Consider the following 22,637-nt stretch of genomic DNA (forward strand, 5'->3'; position numbering starts at 1 on the left):
CCGCTGTGCCTGATGTTGACCCGCGGGGCGTCTCGCTCCTTCGGGGCGCGACGTGCGAGGCGGGAGCTCGGGGCGAGTTCAACGTCAACCCCCGACGGCGAGGGCACACTCATCCGCTGGACCTACGAGTTCAAGCCGCTGCCCGGCCGACGCTGGATCCTCGCCGGCCCCTTCGCCCCGCTCTGGCGCCGCTACATGGCCGCCGCCCTCGACCGGTGCGTCCACGTCATCGAAACGGAGAACAACAGCGAGCCGGTGCCACCCCGGGCCAGCTGACGGCCCGAAGCAGCACGACATCAGCCTCCCGACCGGCCCGACCGGGTCGTGCGAACCGAGCTGAGCCCGTGTCACAACCCGTAGGGGGCTGGCGTCCCGCCAACCTCCTACGGGTTCTTCGTTCAGGTGTGGTCGGGGGTGAGGAAGGCTGCGATGTCAGCAGGTGTGCGGAAACGGGCGGTGGAGGCCTTGACCTGGTGACCGTGGGCTTGCAGCCGTTGTGGCACGAGCGACACCAAGCCGATCTCGCCTCGCGCCCCCGTCGCCGGGCCGTGGGCGCCGGGGCGAAACACAAGCTGGTCTTCGTGGACCGGCTCCTGGCCGCCCTCGTCCACCTTCGTCATGGCGCCACACCTGACGTGCCGGCCTGCTGGTTCGGTGGTCTTGTCGCGGGTGACGGCGGCGTACAGGTGGGCGAGGTCCTGCACACCGTCGCCTGCCGTGACCGTGACGCTCGTTGGACGCTCCGGCCGCTCCAGAGACCCCCGAGGTGGGAGAGCCCCCGTTGAACTGGGGGTTTTCGCGCCTCCAGTCCATGGGACGTGTTCCCGATGACTCATCATCTGGAGTACGTCGCCACCCCGGCCTGCTGGGGTGGCGGGGCCGTGGCCGGAACCGGGGATCGTGCTGCCGTGCGGTGGCTCAGGCGTCGATGATGACCGGGATGATGAGGGGCTTGCGGCGGTGGGTGCGGAACGCCCAGTTCGCCACGGCGCGGGCGACGAGCTGTTCGAGTTGGTGCGCGTCCCCGACGCCTTCCTCGGCTGCGGTGGCCAGGGTCTTCTCGATGATGGGGATGACCGGCTCGAAGGTGGTGTCGTCGTGGACGAAGCCGCGGGCCAGGAAGTCGGGGGCCTCGGCGAGGGCTCCGGTGTCCGCGTCGACGATCGCCACCACCGTGACCACGCCTTCGGCGGCGAGAGTGAGGCGGTCCTTGAGGGACGCTTCGGTGGCGCCGCCGACTTCCATGCCGTCCACGTAGACGTTGCCGGCGGGGACCTTGCCGGTGATGGACGCGCGTCCGTCGACGAGGTCGACGACGACGCCGTCCTCGGCGATGACGACCCGGTCGGGGTCGACGCCGGTACGGATGGCGAGGTCGCCGTTGGCCCGCAGGTGGCGCCATTCGCCGTGCACGGGCATGACGTTGCGGGGTTTGACGATGTTGTAGCAGTAGACGAGTTCGCCGGCGCTGGCGTGCCCGGAGACGTGCACCTTGGCGTTGCCCTTGTGGACCACGTGGGCGCCCCACCGGGTGAGTCCGTTGATCACCCGGTAGATGGCGTTCTCGTTGCCGGGGATGAGGGAACTGGCGAGCAGGACGGTGTCGCCCTTGCCGATGCGGATCACGTGGTCGCGGTTGGCCATCCGTGACAGCGCGGCCATCGGTTCGCCCTGGGAGCCGGTGCACACCAGAGTGATCTTGTGGTCCGGGAGCTTCTCCAGCTCCTTCGTGCTCACGACCAGACCGGACGGGACCTTCAGATAGCCCAGGTCACGCGCGATGCCCATGTTGCGGACCATCGACCGGCCGACAAAGGCGACCTTGCGGCCGTGCTGGTGGGCGGCGTCCAGGACCTGCTGGATGCGGTGCACATGGCTGGCGAAGCTGGAGACGATGACCCGGCGCGGCGCGGTGCGCATCACCTGCTCGATCGCCGGATTCAGCTCACGCTCGGAGGTGGTGAAGCCGGGTACTTCGGCGTTGGTGGAGTCGGTGAGGAACAGGTCCACGCCCTCCTCGCCGAGGCGGGCGAAGGCGCGCAGATCGGTGATGCGGTCGTCGAGAGGGAACTGGTCCATCTTGAAGTCGCCGGTGTGCAGCACCATCCCGGCCGGGGTGCGGATCGCGACCGCGAGGCCGTCGGGGATGGAGTGGTTGACCGCCACGAACTCGCAGTCGAAGGGCCCGAAGCCGCGCCGGTCGCCCTCCCGCACCCGCACCGTGCGCGGCCGGATGCCGTGTTCCTTGAGCTTGGCCTCCAGGAACGCCAGCGTCAGCTTGGAGCCGACGACGGGAATGTCGGACCGCTCGCGCAGAAGGTACGGCACGCCGCCGATGTGGTCCTCGTGACCGTGGGTGAGTACCACGGCCACGATGTCCTCCAGCCGGTCCCGGATCGAGGTGAAGTCCGGCAGGATCACATCCACGCCGGGCTGGGTCTCCTCGGGGAACAGCACGCCGCAGTCGACGATGAGCAGCTTGCCCGCGTACTCGAAGACGGTCATGTTACGGCCGATCTCACCCAGGCCGCCCAGGGCGATGACCCGCAGCCCCCCTTCAGACAGGGGCGGGGCGGCTTTCAGGTCGGGGTGTGGGTGACTCATACCTTGACGTTACCGGGAGAGGCGGACGGCCCGCGCACGCACTCCCGGGCGCTGAAGTATCGAGGTTGAACGTTATGTCGACCTTCGCGGTCCGTTGTGGTCGGCCAGAGTCGCTTCCAGGGTGTTCCAGAGCTGGGATCGAGCAAGTCTGCGGTTTTGGGCCGGGGGCTTTGAGTGTGGGGAGAATTGGCGGGTGCTGTCCTGCGGCGGGGTCTGACTCTTGAGTGGGCACGCGACCAGGCCGAGTCAGGCGATGGACCGGTGCAGATCGCTCGGATGTACAAATTCGCCAAGGGGTCGGCGGTCAAGGCCCGCACCCCGGCGATCAACCACTTCAAGGCCGTCCTCGTCAGTGCCGGCCCGAACCTGCGGGAAGAACTGGCCGGGTTGCACAACGCAGAACTCCTCCGTACGTGCGCACGGCTCGCCGACGACAGCAGGAACGACGAGGACGGGGAAGGAGCGGTGCTGCAGGCCACCCGCATCACCCTCTGTCTTCTCGCCCACGATCACTTCCCGGGTGCCACTGGGCGGTGGCGTATGCACTCTCACACTGCCCGGTCGGCTGCGCCCCCGGTAGCCGGCCGGCCGGTGGCCCACGTCTCGCCGCCCTGCTCAGGCCGCCCGCGCCCCGCAGCATGGTTGCCTCGCTCCGTTCAGGCGATGCATCGGGGTCGATTCGTACGCAACACGGGCATGGGTGCAGGATGAAGGGGTAACCGCGGCGTCGTCGGCCGTTTCGGCGGGCAGCAGCGGTTGGCTCGACCTTTTGGGAGGGGAACAGTATGGCGCTCATCAGCACCCCGGTGGTGGACACGCGGACGGCCCGGTTGCCGGAGGTCGCCGACCCCTCCCGGGTGGCGCCGAAGGACGCCCGCGAGCTGTCGCGGTTGTTCTTCGATCAGCTGGCGGTGCTGGAGGAGGGCACGGCCGAGTACAGCTACGCGCGCAACACGCTGATCGAGATGAACATGTCCTTGGTCCGGTACGCGGCCGGCCGGTTCCGCAGCCGGGGTGCTGAGGAGATGGAGGACATCGTCCAGGTCGGCATGATCGGCCTGATCAAGGCGATCGACCGCTTCGACCTCTCCCGGGAGGTGGAGTTCACCTCTTTCGCGATCCCCTACATCGTGGGGGAGATCAAGCGCTTCTTCCGCGACACCTCCTGGGCCGTGCACGTGCCGCGCCGGCTGCAGGAAGCCCGCGTCCAGCTCGCCCGCGCCACGGAGGAACTCCGCAGCCGCCTCGGCCGCACGCCGACAGTCAAGGAACTGTCGGAGCTGATGAGCCTGCCCGAGGACGAGGTGCGGGAGGCCCGTCTGGCCGCCAACGGCTACAACTCCTCCTCCCTGGACGCCGCCCTCAGCGGCAGCGAGGACGGCGAGAGCGCCCTGCAGGACTTCATCGGCAGCGAAGACCAGGCGCTGGAACTGGTCGAGGACTTCCACGTCCTGGCCCCGCTGATCGCCGAGCTCGACGAGCGGGACCGGCAGATCATCCAGATGCGGTTCGTGGAGGAACTCACCCAGGCCCAGATCGGGGAACACCTCGGCGTCTCCCAGATGCATGTCTCCCGGCTCCTGTCGCGCACGCTCGCCCGGCTGCGCGAAGGCATGCTCACCCACCACTGAGCCCGACGGCCGCCGCCCTCTCGGAAGCCCGCCGCACACGCGGCGGGCCTCATTACGCCCGGTTGCCGACCTTGCCGGCATGGCAGTTGCGCCCTTGCCGCGCCGCATCGAACACCGCGACGGCGAGGCGACCGGCTCACGATCGAACCAGTCTGGCGCCAGCGGACCGTTTCTGTGAGGCACGCCCCGGTTGATCGGCGGTGCGGAGCGAACGCTTCAGCCCGTGGGACTGAACGTCGACTCCACCCGTAGGCCGGTCGCCAGGCGGCAGAAGGCACCTCTCTTTCGAAGTCGGCATGTGAAGGCGTCGGACGGAACGTGGAGGATCAGGGACCTTTTCGGAAGAACGGGCGGGGCCTGAGAGACTCGCGGGATGGATGTCGCCCGCAGGAACAACGTCACCGTCACCGGCAACCCGGATGGGCGGACGGTAATGCTGGCGCACGGGTTCGGCTGCGACCAGAACATGTGGCGGCTCACGTTGCCTGCCTTGACCGAGGACTACCGGGTGGTGCTGTTCGACTACGTCGGCTCCGGCCGCTCGGAAGGGTCCGCGTTCTCCGAGGACCGTTACGCCTCCCTGGAGGGCTACGCCCGGGACGTGGCCGAGGTCTGCGAGGCGCTCGATCTGCGCGACACGGTGTTCGTGGGCCACTCCGTCAGCGCGATGATCGGCGTGCTGGCCGCCGGCATGGCTCCGGAGCGGATCGGAGCACATGTGATGATCGCCCCGTCCCCCCGGTACATCGACGACGACGGCTACCGCGGCGGGTTCAGCGCCGGCGACATCGACGAGCTGCTGGCCTCTCTGGAGTCCAACTATCTGGGCTGGTCGGCCGCCATGGCACCGGTGATCATGGGGAACGCGGACCGCCCCGAACTCGGCGAGGAACTCAAGAACAGCTTCTGCGCCACCGACCCCGACATGGCCCGCGTCTTCGCCCGCACCACCTTCCTCTCTGACTCACGGGACGACCTCAAGAGCGTCAACGTGCCGACCCTGGTACTGGAGTGCACCCAGGACGTGATCGCCCCGCGCGAGGTCGGCGCCTTCGTCCACCAGGCGATCCCCGGCTCGACGCTTGTCACCCTCGACGCGACCGGACACTGCCCGCACCTGTCCGCACCCGAAGCCACCAACGCGGTGATAAATAGTTTTCTGGCGGACTTGCGATGATGTGCCGTACCGGGCAACACCCGGACCCGCACGAGGCCGACGACAGCAGCACCTCGAATGCGGTGTTCGCTTCACTGCTGGAGGACAGCGCGGAGGAACTGTACGACAACGCGCCCTGCGGATATCTGTCCACACTGATGGACGGCACCATCGCGAAAATCAACACCACGCTGCTGAACTGGCTGGGCCTGGAGCGGGACGCGGTGGTGGGCCGGATGCGGTTCACCGACCTCCTGACCGTGGGCGGCAAGCTGTACCACGAGACGCACTTCGCGCCGCTGCTGCGCATGCAGGGCGAGATCAACGGCATCGCACTGGAGATCAAGCAGGCCGGCGGCGTCCGGATACCGGTACTGGTCTCCTCCGTGGTCAAACGCGGCAGTTCTGACGAGCCCCTGCTGATCCGTACCAGCGTCTTCGACGCGCGGGACCGCCGCGCCTACGAGGAGGAACTCCTGCGTGGCCGCAAGGCGGCCGAAGAGGCGCGCAAGCAGGCGGAGACCGATCGCGCCCGGCTGCAGGACGCCCTCGCCGTACTCCAGCAGTCACTGCTGCCCGATACCCTGCCACCGGTGCCCGGAGTGGAGGCGGCCGCCTACTACCACACCGCACATGCCGACCGGCTCGGCGGGGACTTCTACGACGTTTTCCCCATCGACGGCAAACGGTTCGGGTTCTTCCTCGGCGATGTGTGCGGCAAGGGCCCCCAGGCCGCCGCGGTCACCTCACTGACCCGCTACACCCTGCGCGCCGCCGCCCTGCACGACCCCGACCCCATATCCGCCCTGACCACCCTGAACAAGGTGCTCCACCAGCGCTACGCCGCCAGCGGCGACCCGCGCTACTGCACCGCCGTCTTCGGCGTCCTCGAACCCGATCCCACGACCGGGCAGGTCGCCGTCCGTCTCGCCTCAGGCGGTCACCCTCCGGTCATCGTCGTGCGCGCCGACGGTACGGCTGACTTCCTGCCCACTCCCGGGGGCCTGCTCGTCGGCGTCCTGCCCTCCGCACCCTTCGCGTCCGCCGAGACCGTCCTCGCCCCTGGCGACGCCCTCCTGCTCTACACCGACGGCATCACCGAGGCCCGCACCGGCGAGGACCGCACCTGCCTGTTCGGAGACGAGGCGCTCCTCGCGTTCGCCGCCGGCCATGCCGGCAAGCCTCCGCCTGCCCTCATCGCGGCTCTGACCGGCCTGCTGCAGACCTTCGGAGACGGCCTCGACGATGACACCGCCCTGCTCGCCCTCGGCGCGCCGGCCCCCGACCCACAGACGAGAATCAGCGCATGAGCCCACTGGAGATCACCGTCCGGGACGCTGCCACCGGTCCCGTCCTGGAAATCTTCGGCGAGCTCGACTACTTCACCGCCGGCGAGCTGCGTGGACTGATCTCCACGATCACTCTCCGGCCGGGCCAGCGCCTCGTCCTGGATCTGAGCGGTATGGAATTCTGCGACTCCAGCGGCCTCGGCGCGCTGATAGCCGCCCACAACCACGCCCACGCCGCGCAGGCGGACATGGCACTCGCAGCCGTACCCGCCCACACCCTGCGCGTCCTGCGCATCGTCGGCCTCGACCAGATCTTCCCCGTCCACCCTGACAGCGGCACCGCCACCCAGACCTGACCGCAGGAGTTCTGGCTACGAGACGGTGCGCTCGCGTCGGCGACGGAAGACGGCCCGGCGGGAACCGGTCCTGGGCACGGAATACAGCGAAGGGCCTTCCCGCTCATACGCGGGAAGGCCCTTCGAGCAAAAGGAAAGAAAGCGGGTCAGCGCTTGAACGCGTCCTTGGCCTTTTCCTTGGCTTCGCGCGCGTCGCCCGTGCTCTTCTCCACCTGTCCTTCGGCAGCCATGCGCTCGTTGCCGACGGCGTTACCCGCAGCCTTCTTGACCTTGCCCTCGGCCTGTTCGGTCTTCGCCTTGGCCTTCTCGCCGGCAGTCATGGAATACGCCTCCTCGTAGCGTGGGTGCCATTTTCGCGTAGACCACTGGTGCCCCGGCTTTCCCTGCACAAACAAGGCGCAGCCGGGGAGTGAAGGAGGGGATACGGGGCATCCGGCGACTCAGGAGGTCGATAACTATGGTTCCCTTGCTGCTTGTTCTTCTTCTGGCACTGATTCTTTTCGGCGCCGGTTTCGCCGTCAAGATCCTGTGGTGGGTGGCGGTCGCCGTTCTGGTGCTGTGGCTGCTCGGCTTCGTCATGCGCTCCACCGACGCCGGCGGCGGCCGCGGCCGCTGGTACCGATGGTGACCTGACCCCGCTTCCGAGCACCCACCGGTAGGGCCCGGCCGTCGTCACGGCCGGGCCCTACGGACACGGCCGGGCGATCAAGCACACCGACCGCAACGGAACCGGGCGAAGGAGCCGCAAAGGGCAAAGCAGGGCTGCTTTCGGGGGCTGGACGGACATGCGTGAAGGAACCCGCGCAGCCTCCCGCCGCACGCGCCCCGGCTTCACCCGGAGCCGCATACGCCGGGCTGCGCGGGAGGCTGTAAGAAGGCGGTGACGTCTCTGCCGAAAGGACAGCGATGGGCGTACCTCGCCTTCGTCATCCCCCCGGCGTCACCTCGGGGATCACCGGGCTGCGGACCATGGAGCAGTTGGAGGCGTTCCTGCCCGCAACCGGCGTCACGCTCCCGGCCGACGTGCTCGACGCCATCGTGGCCCCGGCATTACGGTCAACCCGTTCGGCAACAGCTACAGCGACTTCGAGCCGCGGCCCGACCAGCGGCGTCGTGACACGAGGCGGGTTCGGGGGTCAAGGACCTTCGGAAGCAGTCGGGAGGCGAACCCCGATGACCAGCTTGTTCACCACTGTATGCGGGGAAGCTCACGGTGTCGCCGTCGATGACATCTCAGGGGCGGGGCGACACCATGCCTTTGAGGTCCTCGCTGCCGCTTAACACCGTGTCCTATGTGGTGAGGCAGACGAGTCGCTTGGAGCAGCACAGGGCGTCGGCGAGTCCGAGAAAGGCCAGGTAGTTGCGGGGATTGCGCTCGTAGCGGGGGCTGAGTCTGCGGTAGCCGGACAGCCACGACATCGTGCGCTCGATCACCCATCCACGGCGCCCCAGTCGTTCGCTGGCCTCGATGCCTTTGCGGGCGATCCGGACTCCAATGCGCTTGCCGCGTACCGACGTCGAGCCGTTGACATGGGGTCCCGTATCTTCTCCGCGCCATGGTCGTTGGGAATCTCGGTCGTGGTTAGTCCGGTTGTATGGGGGAGGCGGGCGTGGAGGTCAGGGGTGTGCATCATGCCTACCGTCAGCGTGTGGTCCTGCGGGGCATTGATATACGGCTTCGGGCAGGGACGTTGTGTGGGATCGTCGGGGAGAACGGCGCCGGTAAATCAACTCTGCTGAAGATCCTCTCCGGTGAGTTGCGGCCCTCACGCGGCACGGTCCGTCATGGTGGTCGGTTCGGTTACTGCCCGCAGCACGTGGTCCTCAACGACGCGCTGACTGTCCGGCAGCACCTGAGGTTCTTCCAGAGGACCTATCGTCTGACCGATCTGCGGTATGCCGAGCAGGTTATGGACGTGCTGGGGTTCGCCGGTTACGCCGATGAGCGGGCAGGGATTCTCAGCGGCGGGACGCGGCAGAAGCTGAACGTGACTCTGGCGCTGATGCACGATCCTCAGGTGCTTTTGCTGGACGAGCCGTATCAGGGGTTCGACTGGGACACCTACCAGCGGTTCTGGGATCTCGCTGTGCGGCTGCGTGATGCGGGACGTTCGGTCCTGGTCATCTCCCACCTGGCGTACGACACCGAGCGCCTGGACGAGTTGTGGCGTCTGGACGGCGGGGTACTCCGCCCGGACCAGGCGGTGGCCGCGTGAGGTTTCACTTGACTCGGTTCGCTCTCGCCACCGGATTCGCGCTGACCGAGCACGGCCGCAACCGGTTCGCCATAGTCCTTGTGACCCTGTTCGTCCCTCTGTGGACGACCCTTGCCTACCTGGCGATGCCCGACACCCCGGCGCACATGCGGCTGCGCGCCACCGGGGAGACGCTGGCCCCCCACGGCAACGAACTGACCGAGATCAGCGGCGCGCTCAACGCGGTCACCCTGATCACCGGTTTCATGATGTTCGCCGCCGCCTTCTCCGGTAACGGCTTCGACCGCCGACTGGCGATGGCCGGCTACCCCCGCGCCCACCTCGTCCTGGCCAAGGTCACCGCACTGGCTCTGGCCTCGGCTGCGGTCGCCGCCTACGCCACCGCGGTTACCTGCCTGGTCTGGACACCCCGGCAGCCTCTGCTGCTCGCCGCCGCGCTGTTCAGCGCCGGGCTCACCTACGGTGCCTTCGGCGTCGGCTTCGGCTCGGTGCTGCGCCGGGAGGTCGAGGGCATGTTCGCCATCGTGATGACCAGCATCATCGACCTCGCGCTGCAGAACCCGGTCACGAGCTCCGGAGCCGACAAGCCGGTCATGCGCTACCTGCCCTCCTACGGAGCCATGCAGGCCAGCACGGCGGCCGGATTCTCCACCAACCCCGTGCCGCGCCATCTGGCCATCCAGCTCACCTGGTTCGCCGGAGCGGCCCTGATCGCCCTGATGGGCTTTTGCCGCAGCACCCGCAGCACCCTGCCCGTCAACACACAGTCCCCTGAGCCTGTGCCGGGAAGCGGCGCTCCCTCCCTTCCCGCGCCGCGCCGAACTGTCGCGCCATCGGCTTCGGCGCCCGACACGGAAGCACCCTGAGGTCCACGTCCCAAGATGCGCACGAAAACACAGCCCACCCGTGCACCCCTCGACTCGGCCACGCACGCGTGGCGGGGCCGAGCGACCGCCCGTGCACTGATGGGTGAGGACCCCGCTCTGCGGGCGGCGTACCGGCTGTGCCGCCGCACCACACGGCAGCACGATCCCGGGATCTACGCCCTCATCCAACTGATGCCGGCCGTACTGCGCCCGGCGTGCTGGACCTTGTGGGCGGCTGCCAACGCTCTCGACGACCTGGGGGACGAACGCGGCGCGGAGCCAGCCGAGCGCGCGGCGCGCGTCGAGGCGTGGACCAGGGCACTGAAGCACGACCTGGGGGCGGGCACGAGCACCGATCCAATCCGGTACGCCTTGGTGGACACCGCCGGTCGATGGCATCTGGACCTGTCCAATCTGCAGGGCGCGATGGCCAGGACGCGAGACGACGCCCACGGTCTGCGTCTCCCCGACTGGGCCGCGTGGCGGGCCCGGTGCAACGAAGAAATCGTGCCCTGGGTCGACCAAGTACGGCAGCTGTTCGAGCAAGCCGGCGCGCCGATGACGCTACGGCTGGACCGGCAAGCCGACTACGAACACTTCGTCGACGGCGCCCAGCTCACCGACATTCTCACCGACCTGAGCACCGACCTCGCCGACGGCCACCTCCTCGTGCCACAGGAAGCGCTGGAACCCTTCCCCGGCGCGGAAGCGGACCTGGTGCAGGGGCGCTGGAGTCCGGCCGTGGCGGCGTTGGTCGCCGAGCTGACCGCCCTTGCGCGCCGACGGGTAACCAAGCCCGCCATGACGAAAGGAATGCACCCGGGCGCCGCCACCGTGCTCGACACGGCGGCAGAACTGATGCGCGCCCAACTCGACGCCATCGACGCGGCCGGCCCCACCCTGCTGAAACGCGCTCCGCGCCTCTCCGCCGTGGCCCGCACCCGCGTGCTGGGGCCCGCCCGCCTCCGCTCGGCCCTGGCCTGGAGCCTGACCCCCTTGACCGTGCCGGGCCCTCGACCACCTGCGGTGGGCGTGAGGGACCCGGCAGCCGGCGGCTCCGCCGGGCTCCGGCCTCCGCCACCGCACCGCGACGGCGTCCGGCCCCCGCAGATCGCCGCCCACCACATGCCCTGCCACGTGGCGGTCATCATGGACGGCAACGGCCGCTGGGCAGAGCAGCGCGGCCTGCCCCGCCATGAAGGCCATCGCGTCGGCACCGCCGTCGCGCACGAGATGGTTTACGGCGCCCTGGAGATCGGCCTGCGCCACCTGACCCTCTACGCGTTCTCCACCGAGAACTGGCAACGCGGCACAGAGGAGATCACTGCGATCCTGGAGGCAGTCCAACGCGAACTCGACGAGGGCCCCCTCCGTGACCTGGACGTGCGCCAGCGCTGGTCCGGCCGGCCCGACAAACTGCCCGAGGAACTCGTCCATGCCCTCAGGCGCGAAGAGCACCGCACCCGCAACCGCACCGGACTGACACTCACTATCTGCATCAACTACGGCGGACGCGACGAGATTGCCCGGGCCGCCGCGGCACTCGCCCATGCAGCCCGAGAAGGTGAAGTAGACCCCCACCTCCTCGGCGAGGACGATTTCGCTCGCCATCTGCCCCACCCCGACATGCCGGACGTGGACTTGCTGTGGCGCACCGGCAACGAGCAGCGCACCTCCAACTTCCTTCCCTGGCACGCCACCTACGCAGAGCTGTACTTCACCCCCGGCTACTGGCCCGACAACGACCGACGTGACCTGTGGCAGGCCATCACCGAGTACAGCCGACGCCAACGCCGCCACGGCGCCGTCCCCGCGCCCCTCGTCTCCCCCGAAAACCACAGCCCGTCCCCTCACGTCCAACCTGACCCCTGCCACTGACGTCCCAGCTCGGAGTAACCCGTTGTTCCACCCCGGAATCAGCGGTTGGTGTGTCGGGTGACGGCCGTAGAGGGCCGCATGCGATCTTTCTCCGCGCCGCACGTCCGCTCAGGCCGTCCTGAACCTCGAAGCCCGAGGCCCCTCAAGGGTGGCCGGGTGGGGTGTGGAGCGTAGATTGCGCCTGTTCCGGGTTCGCCTGTTCCGGCAGAGGCGGTGCCGGCGGGAAGAGGTGGTCTTCCAGAGCGGGCAGCCCGAACAGGATGAGAAGCGGTATCGCCGGGCCGAGCAGGGCTATCACGATCACGACGCCTCCCTGGAAAGCTGGCGATCACGGCTGAGACTTGACGGCAAGCCGGCCATGTTCACCGTGCGGCCGAACGGGGGAGGCCGCACACGGGGAAGGGTCCGCATAGGCCGAACGGGTGATGACAGGACGTACGGAGGCACGGCCTGGCGGCGGACCGCAGCGGCTTGTGCACTGCTCGGGTGCGGGCGGCCACGAGCCGGCACCTCACGCCTCCGCCCCGTTCGGCGCCTTTCTCAGCCGAAGGGGGCGCCGCCACAGGGGCGGCCCGGCCGAAGCGAGGGCGTATGCCAGCGCGTTCCGTACCCGGTGTGCTGCTCCTTCACAACCAGCCGCCCCAGTGTCCGAGGGTAATCAGAGGGTAACTCTGTGTCGTCCGCGTGATTATGCGATCCTCACCAGAGGGGCACATGAGCGAGCAAGAAGTCACCTTCTACACCCAGCCCAACTACACGGGCGACGCCCACACCTACGCAGTCGGAACCGACGAGAACCTGTACCCGGGCGGACTCAACGACAAGTTCAAGTCCGTCAAGGTCGGCCGGAAAGCCAAGGTCCTGGCCTGGCAGCACGGCAATCAGAGCGGCAAGTACCGGGAATGGGACCTCGACCAGCCGGACATCTCCGACATCGGCGGGCTGACCCGGTTCAAGGTCGTCGAGAGCACCACGCTGCCCGTCGCGGTCCGGCTCCAGGACCTCACCGGCGCTCCCGCCGGACGGTACAGCCTCAAGGCCGCTTCCTACGACGTCGGCGACACCATCGTCCGCTCCGGCGACCCGGAGTACGGGCTCGTCGGCGTCATGCCCGAGGACGGCCCGCCGGTCACCACCGCCATCTACGTCCGCGACGAGCACTCCGGCGTCTACGTCGCTGTGGGCGCCATCTACTTCGTCTGGAACTCCGACACCAAGTCCATCGACGTCGCCGACGCCTCGAATGTCCCCGAGAATCTGGACTACTCGCGAGACGGCCGCAACCAGTTCACCTTCAAGCTCACCGGGGACTAGGAGCCGACGGCGTCGCGCAGACGACGAAGGGGCCGGAGCGTCTCGCGCTCCGACCTCTTCCCGCAGAAGCCGAGACCGCAGTGGCCGAGTATCTCTGAAGAAAGCGGCCAACCGTCGTTACCGCCCCGGCAGCCCGCTGCGGTCGGTGATGGACGATGTGCTCGGCCTCAAGACCCAGCTCGTCCTGCCACTGCGGTTCGAGGCGCTGCACGAGGCCGTTTCTCCTTGCTGAGGGACGGACACGCGACATGTGGCGGGTCTTCGCCTCTCACGGACCAGGACGGCTCGGTCGTGTGAACCGTGGTCGCGGAAAGGTGGAACGGCGGCGTGTCGGACATGTCCCAGGTGGAAGCTGGCTGCGCCGGCCGCTTCCGCAAGGGGAACACATGCTGTAACCGCTGGACGAGCCTGGTTGGAGCGCCACAGGCTGTGTCCTGGAACGTCGAGTGGGTTTCTACCGGCACGGCACGATCCCGGTGCTGGCTCGAACGCCCGAGATCAGCCAAACCAGCTGGTCCTAGCTCTGTTCGAGTGAGTTGTCGTACCACTCGATGGTGGTGCCGATGAGGCTTGCGGCGACGATGCGGGGGAGGTGGGCGGGGGGGTGGGGGAGCGGAGGGTGCCTGGGATGCCATGTGCGCCACTTCCTTGTGTGCGGTGGGGACGGGTACGTGTCGGCACACGGTAGAAACATGCAGGTCAGGCGCACATGTGGAGGGGCGACATAGTTCGAGGGTTGGGTATGCGTGCGGCCACCATGCCGACTCGCGGAAGGCAGGTTCGGGTGCTCTGCTGCTCCCCAAAAACGGACCGGCGGCTGGGGTTACCGTGACTGAGTGGAGATGTTCCATTTGCGATATTTCGTGGCGGTCGCCGAGGAGCTGAACTTCTCCGCGGCGGCCCGCCGACTGCACATGGCCACCTCACCGCTGAGCCAGCGGATCAGGGACCTCGAGCGGGAGCTGGACCAGCGGCTGTTCGAGCGCGACACGCATCGCGTCTCGCTCACGCCCGCGGGTGAGGCGCTGCTGCCGATCGCCCGGAACGTACTGGACGAGTTCAACTCCATTCCGTGGCGGCTGCGCGAGCTGACCCGGACCGAGCGCAGCACCATGTTCGTGGGCATCCCTCCCGGGGTGCACCCCGCACTCAGGTCGCGCGTCGACACGCTTGCCGAGCGCGTCAGTGAGAGGTGCGAGCTCCTGCGCTGGCCCGGCAGCTCCAAAGCCCTGGTCGTCGGTGTGCACGAGGGCAGACTCCCGTTCGCGTTGGTCCATCTACCGATCAGTGATCCGGCGCTGGATCAGCTGTCCGTCCTGTCGGAGCGGCTGGGAGCGTTGGTGCCGGCCGACCGGTTCGCCGGGCGGGACTCCGTGGCGCTGACCGAACTGACCGACCTCCGTTTCGTCGTCCCACCCAAGGAGATCGGCCTCGCCTATTTCGATCAGCTCGACCGGGAAATGGCTGAGCGGGGCATCAAAAGACGCATCACATTGAACGACACCGGGTACGGTGGAATCGCTGAAATTGTTTCCAGCGGGATTGCCTTCTATTTCACGATAATGGACCCGGAAAGCCCGATGCACGGCTACGCGAAGGCGAATACGAAGGTTCTGCCGTGCACGGACTTCAAGCCGCGGCTGGAGACCGTGCTGATCTGGCGCCGCGACCGGGCCCACGGCGGCGACCTCGATGAACTCGTCGAAGCGGCCCGCGAGGTCTTCGGCACCCCGCTCCACCTCTGAACCGAGTGGCCCGCACACGTCAGGCACCGGTTCCGCGCTCGTCGCCCAGGAGGGACCCTCGAACGCCGGGGGCATGCGCCGCCATTCGCGGTTGAGGCGATCTCCGCCCGGGCCGCCCGAATTAAGCTCCCAGTGGCCACCTATATCGGTGTGACCGCTGCGGTCACGCCGATATTCGCAACTCGATAATTCCGTGATCCGTTATTCGCGACTAGCGTTCTTTCCCATAGCCGACCAAGGCACGAAAGGACGCGAAAATGGCGGACGCAGAGACCTCCGGGCCGCTCGCCGGCGTGCGGGTCATCGACCTCGCGACCGTGGTGATGGGTCCGTACGCCGCCCGAATCCTCGGAGATCTGGGCGCCGATGTCATCAAGATCGAATCCCCCACGGACTCCCTTCGGGTGGGTGAGTACCGCAACACCCCGGGCATGACCCCGCTGCACCTCAACGTCAACCGCAACAAGCGCAGCGTGACCCTCGACCTGAAGGACGACGGCGAGCACGCCCAGGCCGTGAAGCTCATCCACACCGCCGATGTGCTGATCACCAACATGCGCCCCCGCGCACTCGCCCGACTGGGCCTGACCTACGAAGACCTCGCCGCCGCCAACCCCGGCCTCGTCTACGCGCAGGCAGCGGGCTTCCGCAGCGACTCGGACCGCGCCGACATCGCCGCCTACGACGAGACCGTGCAGGCCGCCTCCGGGCTGGTGGACATCGTCAACCGCACGCTGGGCACGCCGCTCTACCTGCCGACCATCCTCGCCGACAAGATCTGCGGCCTGACCATCGCCTACAGCGTGCTCGCCGCCCTGGTGCACCGGAACAAGACCGGCCACGGTCAGCAGGTCGAGATCCCGATGACCGACACCATGATCGCCTTCAACCTGGTCGAGCATCTCGCTGGGCACACGTTCGAGCCGGTGTCGGGACCCACCGGCTATCCGCGGTCGCTGGCGGAGCACCACACCCCGCGACGCACCAAGGACGGTGTGGCCGCCCTGATCCCGTCCAACCCGCAGAACTACCGCGACTTCTTCGCTGCCGCCGGCCGTCCCGACCTGGTCGCGGACCCACGGGTCAACGGCACCGTCATCGACCCGCTCGACGCCGACGACCTGTCCGTCCTGGTCGACGAGTGCGCCCCGGCACTGACCACGGCCGAGTGGGCCGAAACATGCGCGAAGCACAGCATCGCGATGGGACCGGTACTGGAGCTGGACCATGCGCACGAGGATCCCTACGTCCGCGAGGGTCACCTGATCGAGACCGTCGTGCACCGGACCGAGGGCCCGGTCCGCACCACCGGTATCCCGGTGAGGTTCTCCGCCACCCCCGCCTCGATCCGCCGCCTGGCTCCCGTGCCGGGCCAGGACACCGCGGACGTCCTCGCCGAGCTGGCAGCAGCCCGCTGAGCCCCACGAAGCATCAGGAGAAACACAGTCATGAGCACCAAGGAAGTCCGCGTCCAGCGGGTCGGATCCACTTTGCTGATCACGATCGACCGCCCCCACGCGCGAAACGCGGTGAACGCAGCCGTCGCGGCGGGACTCGCCGCGGCACTGGACGAACTGGAGGCCGACCCCGCGCTGCGGGCCGGTGTCCTGACCGGAGCGAAGGGCACCTTCAGTGCCGGCATGGACCTCAAGGCCGCCCTGATCGGCGAGTCGCCCGCGATCCCCGGCCGCGGGTTCGGCGGCCTGACCGAAGCCGAACCGACGAAGCCGCTGATCGCGGCCGTGGAAGGCCCCGCCATGGGCGGCGGGTTCGAACTGGCCCTGGCCTGCGACCTGATCGTCGCCGCCGCGGACGCGCGGTTCGGCCTGCCGGAGGTCAAGCGCGGTCTGATCGCCGGCGGGGGTGGCGTCATCCGGCTGCCCAAGCGCATCCCGTACCACCTGGCGATGGAGTTCCTGCTGACGGGTGAGCCCGTGAGCGGTGGCCGTGCCGGAGAGCTGGGCCTGGTGAACCGGGTCACCCCGCCGGGCGAGGCGGCGGCCGTCGCCCTCGAACTCGCCGACAAGGTCGCGGCCAACGCCCCGCTCGCGCTGGCCACGGTGAAGAGCGTGGTGAAGGCCGCCGAAGGCGTGCCGGAGTCGGAGGCTTTCGACATACAGCGCAAGGCGCTGGGCACGTTGATGACCTCGGCCGACGCACGCGAGGGCATGACCGCCTTCGCCGAGCGCCGCGCCCCGAAGTGGACGGGGAAGTGACATGAGGATCGAAGACGCGCGCCGTCAGGCCACCACCCAGCCGACCCGCCCGGCGATTCCCCGCTCCACCGCCTGGTCCTCGGCCGACCCTCGCAGGACCCGGAGGACCGGGAGCGAGTCCCAGGCGGTGGAGAAGGCGTACGCCTCCATGTCGTACACCGACGTCGCCGAAGCCCGCGACCACCGGCAGCTCGCCGTCCTGTCCGTTCCGGAAGACATCCGCCAGAACGAGAACCAGCTCAAGAACCGCAGCACGAAGGAGAACTGAGATGACCACCACCGCCGCACCCGTTGCTCAGCTTGACGACCAGCTCACCGCCGACTTCTACCTGTACGAGTCGCTGCTGTCGGACGAGGAGCGCAAGATACTGCTCAAGGCCCGTACGTTCATGCGTGATGAGGTCAAGCCCCTGGTCAACGAGGCCTGGAGCAAGGCCGAGCTGCCTCAGGAACTGATCGAGAAGTTCCGCGGCAGCGGTCTGGTCGCCCTGTCCTACGAGGGCTACGGCGAGCACCAGCCGGCCGTCAGCCACCTGCTCAGCGGGATGCTCGCCATGGAGCTGGGCCGCGTCGACGCCTCGTGCGCCACCTTCTTCGGTGTCCACAACGGGCTGGGCTTCTACTCCATCTACTACGGCGGCGACCAGGAACAGCGCGACCGGTTCCTGCCCGCCATGGCCACCATGGAGAAGATCGGCGCGTTCGCCCTGACCGAACCCGACGGCGGATCCGACGTCTCCGGCGGCATGCGCACCACCGCCAGGCGTGAGGGCGACACATGGATCCTCAACGGCGCCAAGAAGTGGATCGGCAACGCCACCTTCGCCGACTACGTGGTGGTCTTCGCGCGGGACGTGGAGGACAACAAGGTCAAGGCCTTCGTCGTCGAGAAGGGCACCCCCGGCTTCGAGCCGGTGAAGATCGAGGGCAAGATCGCGCTACGGATCGTCCAGAACGCCGAGATCACCCTGACCGACGTGCGCGTGCCGGAGGCGAACCGGCTGCAGAACATGAAGGGCTTCCGGGACGTCGGTGAGGTCCTGCGCCAGACCCGCAGCGGCGTCGCCTGGCAGGCCCTGGGTGTCATGATCGGCGCCTACGAACTCGCCCTGGACTACGCCAAGGAGCGCGTCGCCTTCGGCCGTCCGATCGCCCAGTTCCAGCTGGTCCAGGACCTGCTGGTGAAGAGCCTGGGCAACATCACCTCCTGCTGGGGCATGCTGGTGCAGCTCGCCCGGCTGCAGGACCAGGGCATCTTCCGGGACGAACACTCCGCGCTCGCCAAGGAGTTCGTCGCGGCCCGCATGCGGGAGGTCGTCGCCTGGAGCCGCGAACTCTTCGGCGGAAACGGCATCGTCGTCGAGTACGACGTCGCCCGGTTCTTCTCCGACGCCGAGGCCCTCTACTCCTACGAGGGCACCCACCAGATGCAGACGCTCATCGTCGGCAAGTCCATCACCGGCCACAGCGCCTTCGTGGGGTGACGACCGTGACCACCGAATCCGTCTTCACCGGCCTGAAGGTACTCGACGCGTCGACCTTCATCGCGGCGCCCGCCGCGGCGACCATGCTCTCCGACTTCGGAGCGGACGTCATCAAGATCGAGCCGCCGGGGACGGGCGACCCCCAGCGGCGACTGAGTTCCGTACCGCCCAGCCCCCGGGCCGAGGCCAACTACGGGTGGCACCTCGCCAACCGCAACAAGCGGGGCATGGTGCTGGACCTGAAGGCGCCGGCCACCACCGAGATCCTCAAGCGGCTCGTCGAGTGGGCCGACGTGGTGATCACCAACTTCCCGCACGGCACGCGCGAGAAGCTGCACCTCGGCTACGAGGAGGTCGCGGGCTGGAACCCGCGGGTCGTCTACGCCGACCTCACCGGCTTCGGGGACACGGGTCCCGACGCCCGGCAGCCGGGCTTCGACCTGACCGCCTTCTGGTCACGCAGCGGACTGCTGGCCTCCACCCGCGACGCGGGTGCCCCGCCGACCGTCCCGGTCTGGGGCAGCGGCGACTACACGACGGCGATCGCCATCTACGCGGCGATCACGACCGCCCTCTACCACCGCGAGCGGACCGGACAAGGGGCCAACGTCGGGACGTCACTGCTCGCCACGGGCGTCTGGGCCACCGGAACCCTGGTGGCCGGCGCGCTCGCCCACGGCACCCCCTTCGAACTGCACGACCGCAAGACCCCGGTGAACGCGCTGACCCACCCCTACCGGACCGCGGACGGCCGATGGATCATGCTGGCGACCTCGGCGGTGCACTGGCCGGCACTGGCGCGGGCCATCGGACGCCCGGAGCTGATCGGGGATCCCCGCTTCATGGATGCCGAGAGCGCCGTGAAGAACGCGGCCGCGCTCAGCGCACTGCTCGACGCGGAGTTCCGCTCCCGGCCCTTCGCCGACTGGGAGGACGCTCTGGCCCAGGAGCGCGTCACCTACGGCCTCATCCAGACACCGGAAGAGGCCGCGCGGGACCCGCAGCTGCGCGCGAACGACATCGTCGTCCCGCTGGAAGGGGTCAGCGGGCTCGAGTACACCGTCAGCAACCCCGTCAGTCTCCGAGGGGTGCCGAAGGTCCCGGCCAAGCGGGCCCCGGAGCTGGGTGAGCACAACGACGAGATCCTCGCCGAGCTGGGATTCGCCGCCGCCGACATCGCTCTGCTGCGGGCCAGGGGAGCGATCCCCGGCAGACCGGAAGCGGAAGCCGCGTGACGAGCACGGCGCCCGCAGCGGCCGGTGTCACGCGCCGCCAGCGCCGCGATGGCCAGCCGGCGAACACCGGCGACCGCCCGGCAACCGGCCATGGCCCCCCGGCCGGGCGGCGCACGAGACCCGGCTGACCGACAGCGCCGGCAGGAAAAGCCAACGGCACCTCCCCGCACGATGAGGGGGCAAGGTGCCGTTGCCGTGTCCGGATGGGGCGGCAAGGTGACAGCGGGTATGGGTTTTGACTGCTGCGGTCATACCGGTGGAAGCGAGTCGGTGATTCCCTCCCGCGCGGGAAGCGCGCAGGGTGGAGTCATCGAGTCCGGCTTCGCCGTGAGGTCGGCGCCACCCCCGGGAGCAGCGCATGCCCATCCTCCACCGTCAGGAAAACGTCTTCGTACTCGATCTCGGAGACGGTGAGAATCGCTTCCACCCCGACTGGCTCACCGCCGTGGACGCCGCTCTGGACGAGGTCGACAAGGCAGAAGGGCCACGGGCCCTGGTGACCGCCGCGACGGGCAAGTTCTACTCCAACGGCCTGGACCTGGAGTGGCTGAGCGCCCACCCCGACCAGCACGAGAGCTACACCACCTCCGTCCACAAGCTCTTCGCCCGCATGCTGTCTCTGCCGGTGATCACCGTGGCCGCCCTGCAGGGGCACACCTTCGCCGCCGGTGCGATGCTCTCCCTCGCGCACGACTTCCGTGTCATGCGCGCGGACCGCGGCTTCTGGTGTCTGCCCGAGGCCGATATCAAGATCCCCTTCACGCCCGGCATGTGCGCCCTGATCCGGTCCCGCCTGGCGCCGCAGACCGCGCACGAGGCCATGGTCACTGGTCGCCGCTACGGCGGGTCGGATGCCGCGGCCGTGGGCATCGTCGACCAGGCGGTTGCCGAGGACGCCGTGCGCTCCACGGCCGTGGCGATCGCCGAGGCACAGCTGAGCAAGGCCGGCGACACCCTCGGCACCATCAAGGCACGCATGTACGCCTCGGTCCTGGCCACCCTGCCCCGCACGGACGGCCTGGCCGACTGACCGCCCACGCACTCCGTCACCGCACCCGCGAACGCCTAGGCGGTCACGCGCCACCGGCGACGCTGAAGGGCTACCGGACCCGACCGGTTCGCCACACCGGTGTGTACGGTGATCGGCGCGCCGGTCATCCGGTGGGTGACGGCAACGGCTTTCAGGACGCGTCAAGGTGAAGCGCAGGTTGCCGTAGGCGGCGTGGCCGGCGGTCCCGGGGAGGAACCCGTGCCTGCCGAGCGGTTGTTGGAGGTCGTGGCGCCTCCGCTCCCAGGCCGACCAGCGCGGGTACCAGACGTGCCGCCGCGTCGACGGATTCGGTGGCGATCCACGTCACCGTCGTCAGCCCGGGTCGGGGAGGGTGTCCAACACGACCTCGGCCGTGAAGGCCAGGTTCCTTCCAACCGACGAGCAACCGGCGGAAGATCTCCAACGGCGTCTCCGCGTCGAGAAAGGGCACACGCCAGGAAAAGGCGGGTCAGGGTCGTCGTGCGACCGTTCCGCCCAGTTCGCGGGCGCGGTGCACGAACGTCTCCAGCAGATCCCGCGCCGCCTGCGGCACCGCCTCGGCCCGTCGGCGCTGGAGCGTCAGCACCACCTCGGTGGTGTCCCCGGCCAGCGGCCGGTACACGATCGTCCCGGCGCGCTCCAGCGGGTCCCCGATCACACTGAAGTCCGGCAGCACCGTCGCCCCGAGCCCCTCCGCGACCATCAGCTTCCCCATCTCGGCACCGTCGGTCGAGTACGAGAAGACGGGGGTACGGTCCGCCAGCAGCCGGTGCACATAGCGGTGCATCACATAGCCCGTGCGCATGGCGATCAGCTCCACGGTGAGCAGGTCCTCGACCGGGACCTCGGCCCGGCCGGCGAGCGGGCTGTCCGGCCGTACACACACCACCGGCCGGCCGCGCAGCAGCTCGGTGGCCTCGAAGCCGGCGGGTACGTCGTCGCCGTCGAGGTGGTTCACCAGTCCCAGGTCGAAACCGCCCTCGGCGAGGCCCCGGTGGATCTCCGTCTGCTGCGCGCCCACCACCTCGACCTGGGTGACCGGATGCCTGGCCCGGAAGTCCCGCAGCACCGGGATGAGCAGCGGCACGGTCGCCGCGTTGACCGTGCCGACCCGCACCATCCGGCTGATGCGGTGCTGCTCGCCCGCCGCCACCCGCAGCCGGTCCACCGCCTCCAGCACCTCGACGATGCGTGGCAGCAACTCCTGCCCGGCGGCGCTCATGGTCGCCCCGGTGCGCCTGCGCTCCAGCAGGTCGACGCCCAGCTCCCGCTCCAGGTTCCGGACGGTCTCGCTCAACGCGGGCTGCGACAGACGCAGTTCGTCGGCCGCCCGGCGCAGTGAGCCGAGCCGGGTCACGGCCGCTATGTATTCCAGCTGTTCGGTCCGCACCCCGGCAGAATGCGTCGCCATTCGGCGCGTGTTCAAGGGTTTCCCTGTCACACGTTCGTGAAATTCAATGGTCCGCGATACGAGACCGGTCGGGTTTTCCTTGACGGCTCTCGACGCCGACTGCCACCATCGACGGCATGAAGATGCGACTGGACCTCACGCGGCGACGCCACGTCGACCTCGCGCGCGTCTCCAGCGCCTCCTGTTGCGCCGCGGCCTGATCACCG

24 protein-coding genes and 1 pseudogene are annotated in these 22,637 nt (G+C 68.6%); 18 read left to right on the forward strand and 7 right to left on the reverse strand.

The genetic code is table 11. The features are described from left to right. Nucleotides 1–12 precede the first annotated feature (12 nt). A complete protein-coding gene (locus ACZ4N4_RS30485) occupies nt 13–276 on the forward strand; it encodes an SRPBCC family protein (protein ID WP_467594743.1) in 264 nt (87 codons plus the stop codon). A 122-nt stretch (nt 277–398) separates the two neighbouring features. On the opposite strand, the gene ACZ4N4_RS30490 is transcribed toward ACZ4N4_RS30485, so the two are convergent. The 3 genes from ACZ4N4_RS30490 to ACZ4N4_RS30500 form a co-directional block, all read right to left on the reverse strand. After that, a complete protein-coding gene (locus ACZ4N4_RS30490; RefSeq protein WP_467594746.1) occupies nt 399–704 on the reverse strand; it encodes a hypothetical protein in 306 nt (101 codons plus the stop codon). A gap of 214 nt (nt 705–918) precedes the next feature. Beyond that, nucleotides 919–2,604 carry a ribonuclease J gene (locus tag ACZ4N4_RS30495; protein ID WP_467594749.1) on the reverse strand — a complete coding sequence of 562 codons (1,686 nt, stop codon included), beginning with the start codon at nt 2,602–2,604 and terminating at the stop codon, nt 919–921. Nucleotides 2,605–2,850: 246 nt separating this feature from the next. Further along, the gene (locus ACZ4N4_RS30500; RefSeq protein WP_467594752.1) at nt 2,851–3,111 is read right to left on the reverse strand and encodes a hypothetical protein; all 261 of its coding nucleotides are present in this window, start codon (nt 3,109–3,111) and stop codon (nt 2,851–2,853) included. Nucleotides 3,112–3,389: 278 nt separating this feature from the next. Here ACZ4N4_RS30500 and ACZ4N4_RS30505 point away from each other — a divergent pair, with 278 nt between their 5' ends. From ACZ4N4_RS30505 to ACZ4N4_RS30520, 4 genes are all read left to right on the forward strand, one after another. Beyond that, entirely contained in the window at nt 3,390–4,235 is an 846-nt protein-coding gene (locus ACZ4N4_RS30505; RefSeq protein ID WP_467594756.1) for an RNA polymerase sigma factor SigF, read from the forward strand. A gap of 373 nt (nt 4,236–4,608) precedes the next feature. After that, entirely contained in the window at nt 4,609–5,412 is an 804-nt protein-coding gene (locus ACZ4N4_RS30510; RefSeq protein ID WP_467594759.1) for an alpha/beta fold hydrolase, read from the forward strand. Then, complete coding sequence (locus ACZ4N4_RS30515) at nt 5,412–6,701, forward strand: PP2C family protein-serine/threonine phosphatase (RefSeq protein ID WP_467595154.1); 1,290 nt, start codon at nt 5,412–5,414, stop codon at nt 6,699–6,701. The genes ACZ4N4_RS30510 and ACZ4N4_RS30515 overlap by 1 nt, the downstream gene beginning before the upstream one ends. Next, nucleotides 6,698–7,036: an STAS domain-containing protein gene (locus tag ACZ4N4_RS30520; protein ID WP_467594762.1), complete on the forward strand. Its 339-nt coding sequence runs from the start codon at nt 6,698–6,700 to the stop codon at nt 7,034–7,036. Before ACZ4N4_RS30515 ends, ACZ4N4_RS30520 begins: the two co-directional genes overlap by 4 nt. A gap of 146 nt (nt 7,037–7,182) precedes the next feature. Here the strand turns inward: ACZ4N4_RS30520 and ACZ4N4_RS30525 are convergent, their stop codons facing one another. Beyond that, nucleotides 7,183–7,356 (reverse strand): CsbD family protein, encoded by a 174-nt coding sequence (locus ACZ4N4_RS30525; RefSeq protein ID WP_453564220.1) that lies wholly within the window; start codon nt 7,354–7,356, stop codon nt 7,183–7,185. 137 nt (nt 7,357–7,493) lie between these two features. On the opposite strand from ACZ4N4_RS30525, the gene ACZ4N4_RS30530 reads away from it, so the two are divergent. Next, entirely contained in the window at nt 7,494–7,664 is a 171-nt protein-coding gene (locus ACZ4N4_RS30530) for a hydrophobic protein (protein WP_467594765.1), read from the forward strand. A 662-nt stretch (nt 7,665–8,326) separates the two neighbouring features. Here the strand turns inward: ACZ4N4_RS30530 and ACZ4N4_RS30535 are convergent. Beyond that, nucleotides 8,327–8,548 (reverse strand): annotated as a pseudogene (locus ACZ4N4_RS30535) (IS5/IS1182 family transposase); the annotation flags it as partial. A 98-nt stretch (nt 8,549–8,646) separates the two neighbouring features. Between ACZ4N4_RS30535 and ACZ4N4_RS30540 the strand changes: the two are divergent. From ACZ4N4_RS30540 to uppS, 3 genes are all read left to right on the forward strand, one after another. Further along, on the forward strand, nt 8,647–9,252 hold the full coding sequence (locus ACZ4N4_RS30540; protein ID WP_467594768.1) for an ATP-binding cassette domain-containing protein: 606 nt from the start codon (nt 8,647–8,649) through the stop codon (nt 9,250–9,252). Continuing rightward, nucleotides 9,249–10,118: an ABC transporter permease gene (locus ACZ4N4_RS30545; RefSeq protein ID WP_467594771.1), complete on the forward strand. Its 870-nt coding sequence runs from the start codon at nt 9,249–9,251 to the stop codon at nt 10,116–10,118. Before ACZ4N4_RS30540 ends, ACZ4N4_RS30545 begins: the two co-directional genes overlap by 4 nt. Before the next feature lie 99 nt (nt 10,119–10,217). Then, nucleotides 10,218–11,996, forward strand: a complete 1,779-nt coding sequence (uppS, locus tag ACZ4N4_RS30550; protein ID WP_467594774.1) for a polyprenyl diphosphate synthase — start codon at nt 10,218–10,220, stop codon at nt 11,994–11,996. Between the two features lie 142 nt (nt 11,997–12,138). On the opposite strand, the gene ACZ4N4_RS30555 is transcribed toward uppS, so the two are convergent. After that, the gene (locus tag ACZ4N4_RS30555) at nt 12,139–12,300 is read right to left on the reverse strand and encodes a hypothetical protein (protein WP_467594777.1); all 162 of its coding nucleotides are present in this window, start codon (nt 12,298–12,300) and stop codon (nt 12,139–12,141) included. 410 nt (nt 12,301–12,710) lie between these two features. Here ACZ4N4_RS30555 and ACZ4N4_RS30560 point away from each other — a divergent pair, with 410 nt between their 5' ends. The 8 genes from ACZ4N4_RS30560 (at nt 12,711) to ACZ4N4_RS30595 (ending at nt 21,020) form a co-directional block, all read left to right on the forward strand. Next, on the forward strand, nt 12,711–13,310 hold the full coding sequence (locus ACZ4N4_RS30560; RefSeq protein ID WP_467594779.1) for a beta/gamma crystallin domain-containing protein: 600 nt from the start codon (nt 12,711–12,713) through the stop codon (nt 13,308–13,310). Nucleotides 13,311–14,152: 842 nt separating this feature from the next. Beyond that, entirely contained in the window at nt 14,153–15,055 is a 903-nt protein-coding gene (locus ACZ4N4_RS30565; protein WP_467595157.1) for a LysR family transcriptional regulator, read from the forward strand. Between the two features lie 257 nt (nt 15,056–15,312). Beyond that, nucleotides 15,313–16,473 carry a CaiB/BaiF CoA transferase family protein gene (locus ACZ4N4_RS30570; RefSeq protein ID WP_453564238.1) on the forward strand — a complete coding sequence of 387 codons (1,161 nt, stop codon included), beginning with the start codon at nt 15,313–15,315 and terminating at the stop codon, nt 16,471–16,473. A gap of 30 nt (nt 16,474–16,503) precedes the next feature. Beyond that, the gene (locus ACZ4N4_RS30575; RefSeq protein WP_467594782.1) at nt 16,504–17,271 is read left to right on the forward strand and encodes a crotonase/enoyl-CoA hydratase family protein; all 768 of its coding nucleotides are present in this window, start codon (nt 16,504–16,506) and stop codon (nt 17,269–17,271) included. A gap of 1 nt (nt 17,272) precedes the next feature. Further along, a complete protein-coding gene (locus ACZ4N4_RS30580; protein WP_467594785.1) occupies nt 17,273–17,539 on the forward strand; it encodes a hypothetical protein in 267 nt (88 codons plus the stop codon). Nucleotide 17,540: 1 nt separating this feature from the next. After that, nucleotides 17,541–18,755, forward strand: a complete 1,215-nt coding sequence (locus ACZ4N4_RS30585; protein WP_453564245.1) for an acyl-CoA dehydrogenase family protein — start codon at nt 17,541–17,543, stop codon at nt 18,753–18,755. Nucleotides 18,756–18,760: 5 nt separating this feature from the next. Continuing rightward, the gene (locus ACZ4N4_RS30590) at nt 18,761–19,990 is read left to right on the forward strand and encodes a CaiB/BaiF CoA transferase family protein (protein WP_467594788.1); all 1,230 of its coding nucleotides are present in this window, start codon (nt 18,761–18,763) and stop codon (nt 19,988–19,990) included. Between the two features lie 358 nt (nt 19,991–20,348). Next, complete coding sequence (locus ACZ4N4_RS30595) at nt 20,349–21,020, forward strand: enoyl-CoA hydratase-related protein (protein ID WP_467594791.1); 672 nt, start codon at nt 20,349–20,351, stop codon at nt 21,018–21,020. Between the two features lie 469 nt (nt 21,021–21,489). Here the strand turns inward: ACZ4N4_RS30595 and ACZ4N4_RS30600 are convergent, their stop codons facing one another. After that, complete coding sequence (locus tag ACZ4N4_RS30600) at nt 21,490–22,410, reverse strand: LysR family transcriptional regulator (RefSeq protein WP_467595159.1); 921 nt, start codon at nt 22,408–22,410, stop codon at nt 21,490–21,492. Nucleotides 22,411–22,553: 143 nt separating this feature from the next. Here ACZ4N4_RS30600 and ACZ4N4_RS30605 point away from each other — a divergent pair, with 143 nt between their 5' ends. Further along, nucleotides 22,554–22,631, forward strand: a complete 78-nt coding sequence (locus ACZ4N4_RS30605) for a putative leader peptide (RefSeq protein WP_350786652.1) — start codon at nt 22,554–22,556, stop codon at nt 22,629–22,631. The last annotated feature ends 6 nt before the right edge of the window (nt 22,632–22,637 follow it).

This window comes from Streptomyces sp. NPDC026538 (genome assembly GCF_055567535.1).

Coding starts and splice junctions, on each gene's coding strand:
- ACZ4N4_RS30570 (WP_453564238.1), top strand. CDS start 15,313: ATGGCGGACGCAGAGACCTCCGGGCCGCTCGCCGGCGTGCGGGTCATC.
- ACZ4N4_RS30505 (WP_467594756.1), top strand. CDS start 3,390: ATGGCGCTCATCAGCACCCCGGTGGTGGACACGCGGACGGCCCGGTTG.
- ACZ4N4_RS30585 (WP_453564245.1), top strand. CDS start 17,541: ATGACCACCACCGCCGCACCCGTTGCTCAGCTTGACGACCAGCTCACC.
- ACZ4N4_RS30510 (WP_467594759.1), top strand. CDS start 4,609: ATGGATGTCGCCCGCAGGAACAACGTCACCGTCACCGGCAACCCGGAT.
- ACZ4N4_RS30560 (WP_467594779.1), top strand. CDS start 12,711: ATGAGCGAGCAAGAAGTCACCTTCTACACCCAGCCCAACTACACGGGC.
- ACZ4N4_RS30520 (WP_467594762.1), top strand. CDS start 6,698: ATGAGCCCACTGGAGATCACCGTCCGGGACGCTGCCACCGGTCCCGTC.
- ACZ4N4_RS30515 (WP_467595154.1), top strand. CDS start 5,412: ATGTGCCGTACCGGGCAACACCCGGACCCGCACGAGGCCGACGACAGC.
- ACZ4N4_RS30565 (WP_467595157.1), top strand. CDS start 14,153: ATGTTCCATTTGCGATATTTCGTGGCGGTCGCCGAGGAGCTGAACTTC.
- ACZ4N4_RS30580 (WP_467594785.1), top strand. CDS start 17,273: ATGAGGATCGAAGACGCGCGCCGTCAGGCCACCACCCAGCCGACCCGC.
- ACZ4N4_RS30485 (WP_467594743.1), top strand. CDS start 13: ATGTTGACCCGCGGGGCGTCTCGCTCCTTCGGGGCGCGACGTGCGAGG.
- ACZ4N4_RS30525 (WP_453564220.1), bottom strand. CDS start 7,356: ATGACTGCCGGCGAGAAGGCCAAGGCGAAGACCGAACAGGCCGAGGGC.
- uppS (WP_467594774.1), top strand. CDS start 10,218: ATGGGTGAGGACCCCGCTCTGCGGGCGGCGTACCGGCTGTGCCGCCGC.
- ACZ4N4_RS30530 (WP_467594765.1), top strand. CDS start 7,494: ATGGTTCCCTTGCTGCTTGTTCTTCTTCTGGCACTGATTCTTTTCGGC.
- ACZ4N4_RS30495 (WP_467594749.1), bottom strand. CDS start 2,604: ATGAGTCACCCACACCCCGACCTGAAAGCCGCCCCGCCCCTGTCTGAA.
- ACZ4N4_RS30595 (WP_467594791.1), top strand. CDS start 20,349: ATGCCCATCCTCCACCGTCAGGAAAACGTCTTCGTACTCGATCTCGGA.
- ACZ4N4_RS30605 (WP_350786652.1), top strand. CDS start 22,554: ATGCGACTGGACCTCACGCGGCGACGCCACGTCGACCTCGCGCGCGTC.
- ACZ4N4_RS30575 (WP_467594782.1), top strand. CDS start 16,504: ATGAGCACCAAGGAAGTCCGCGTCCAGCGGGTCGGATCCACTTTGCTG.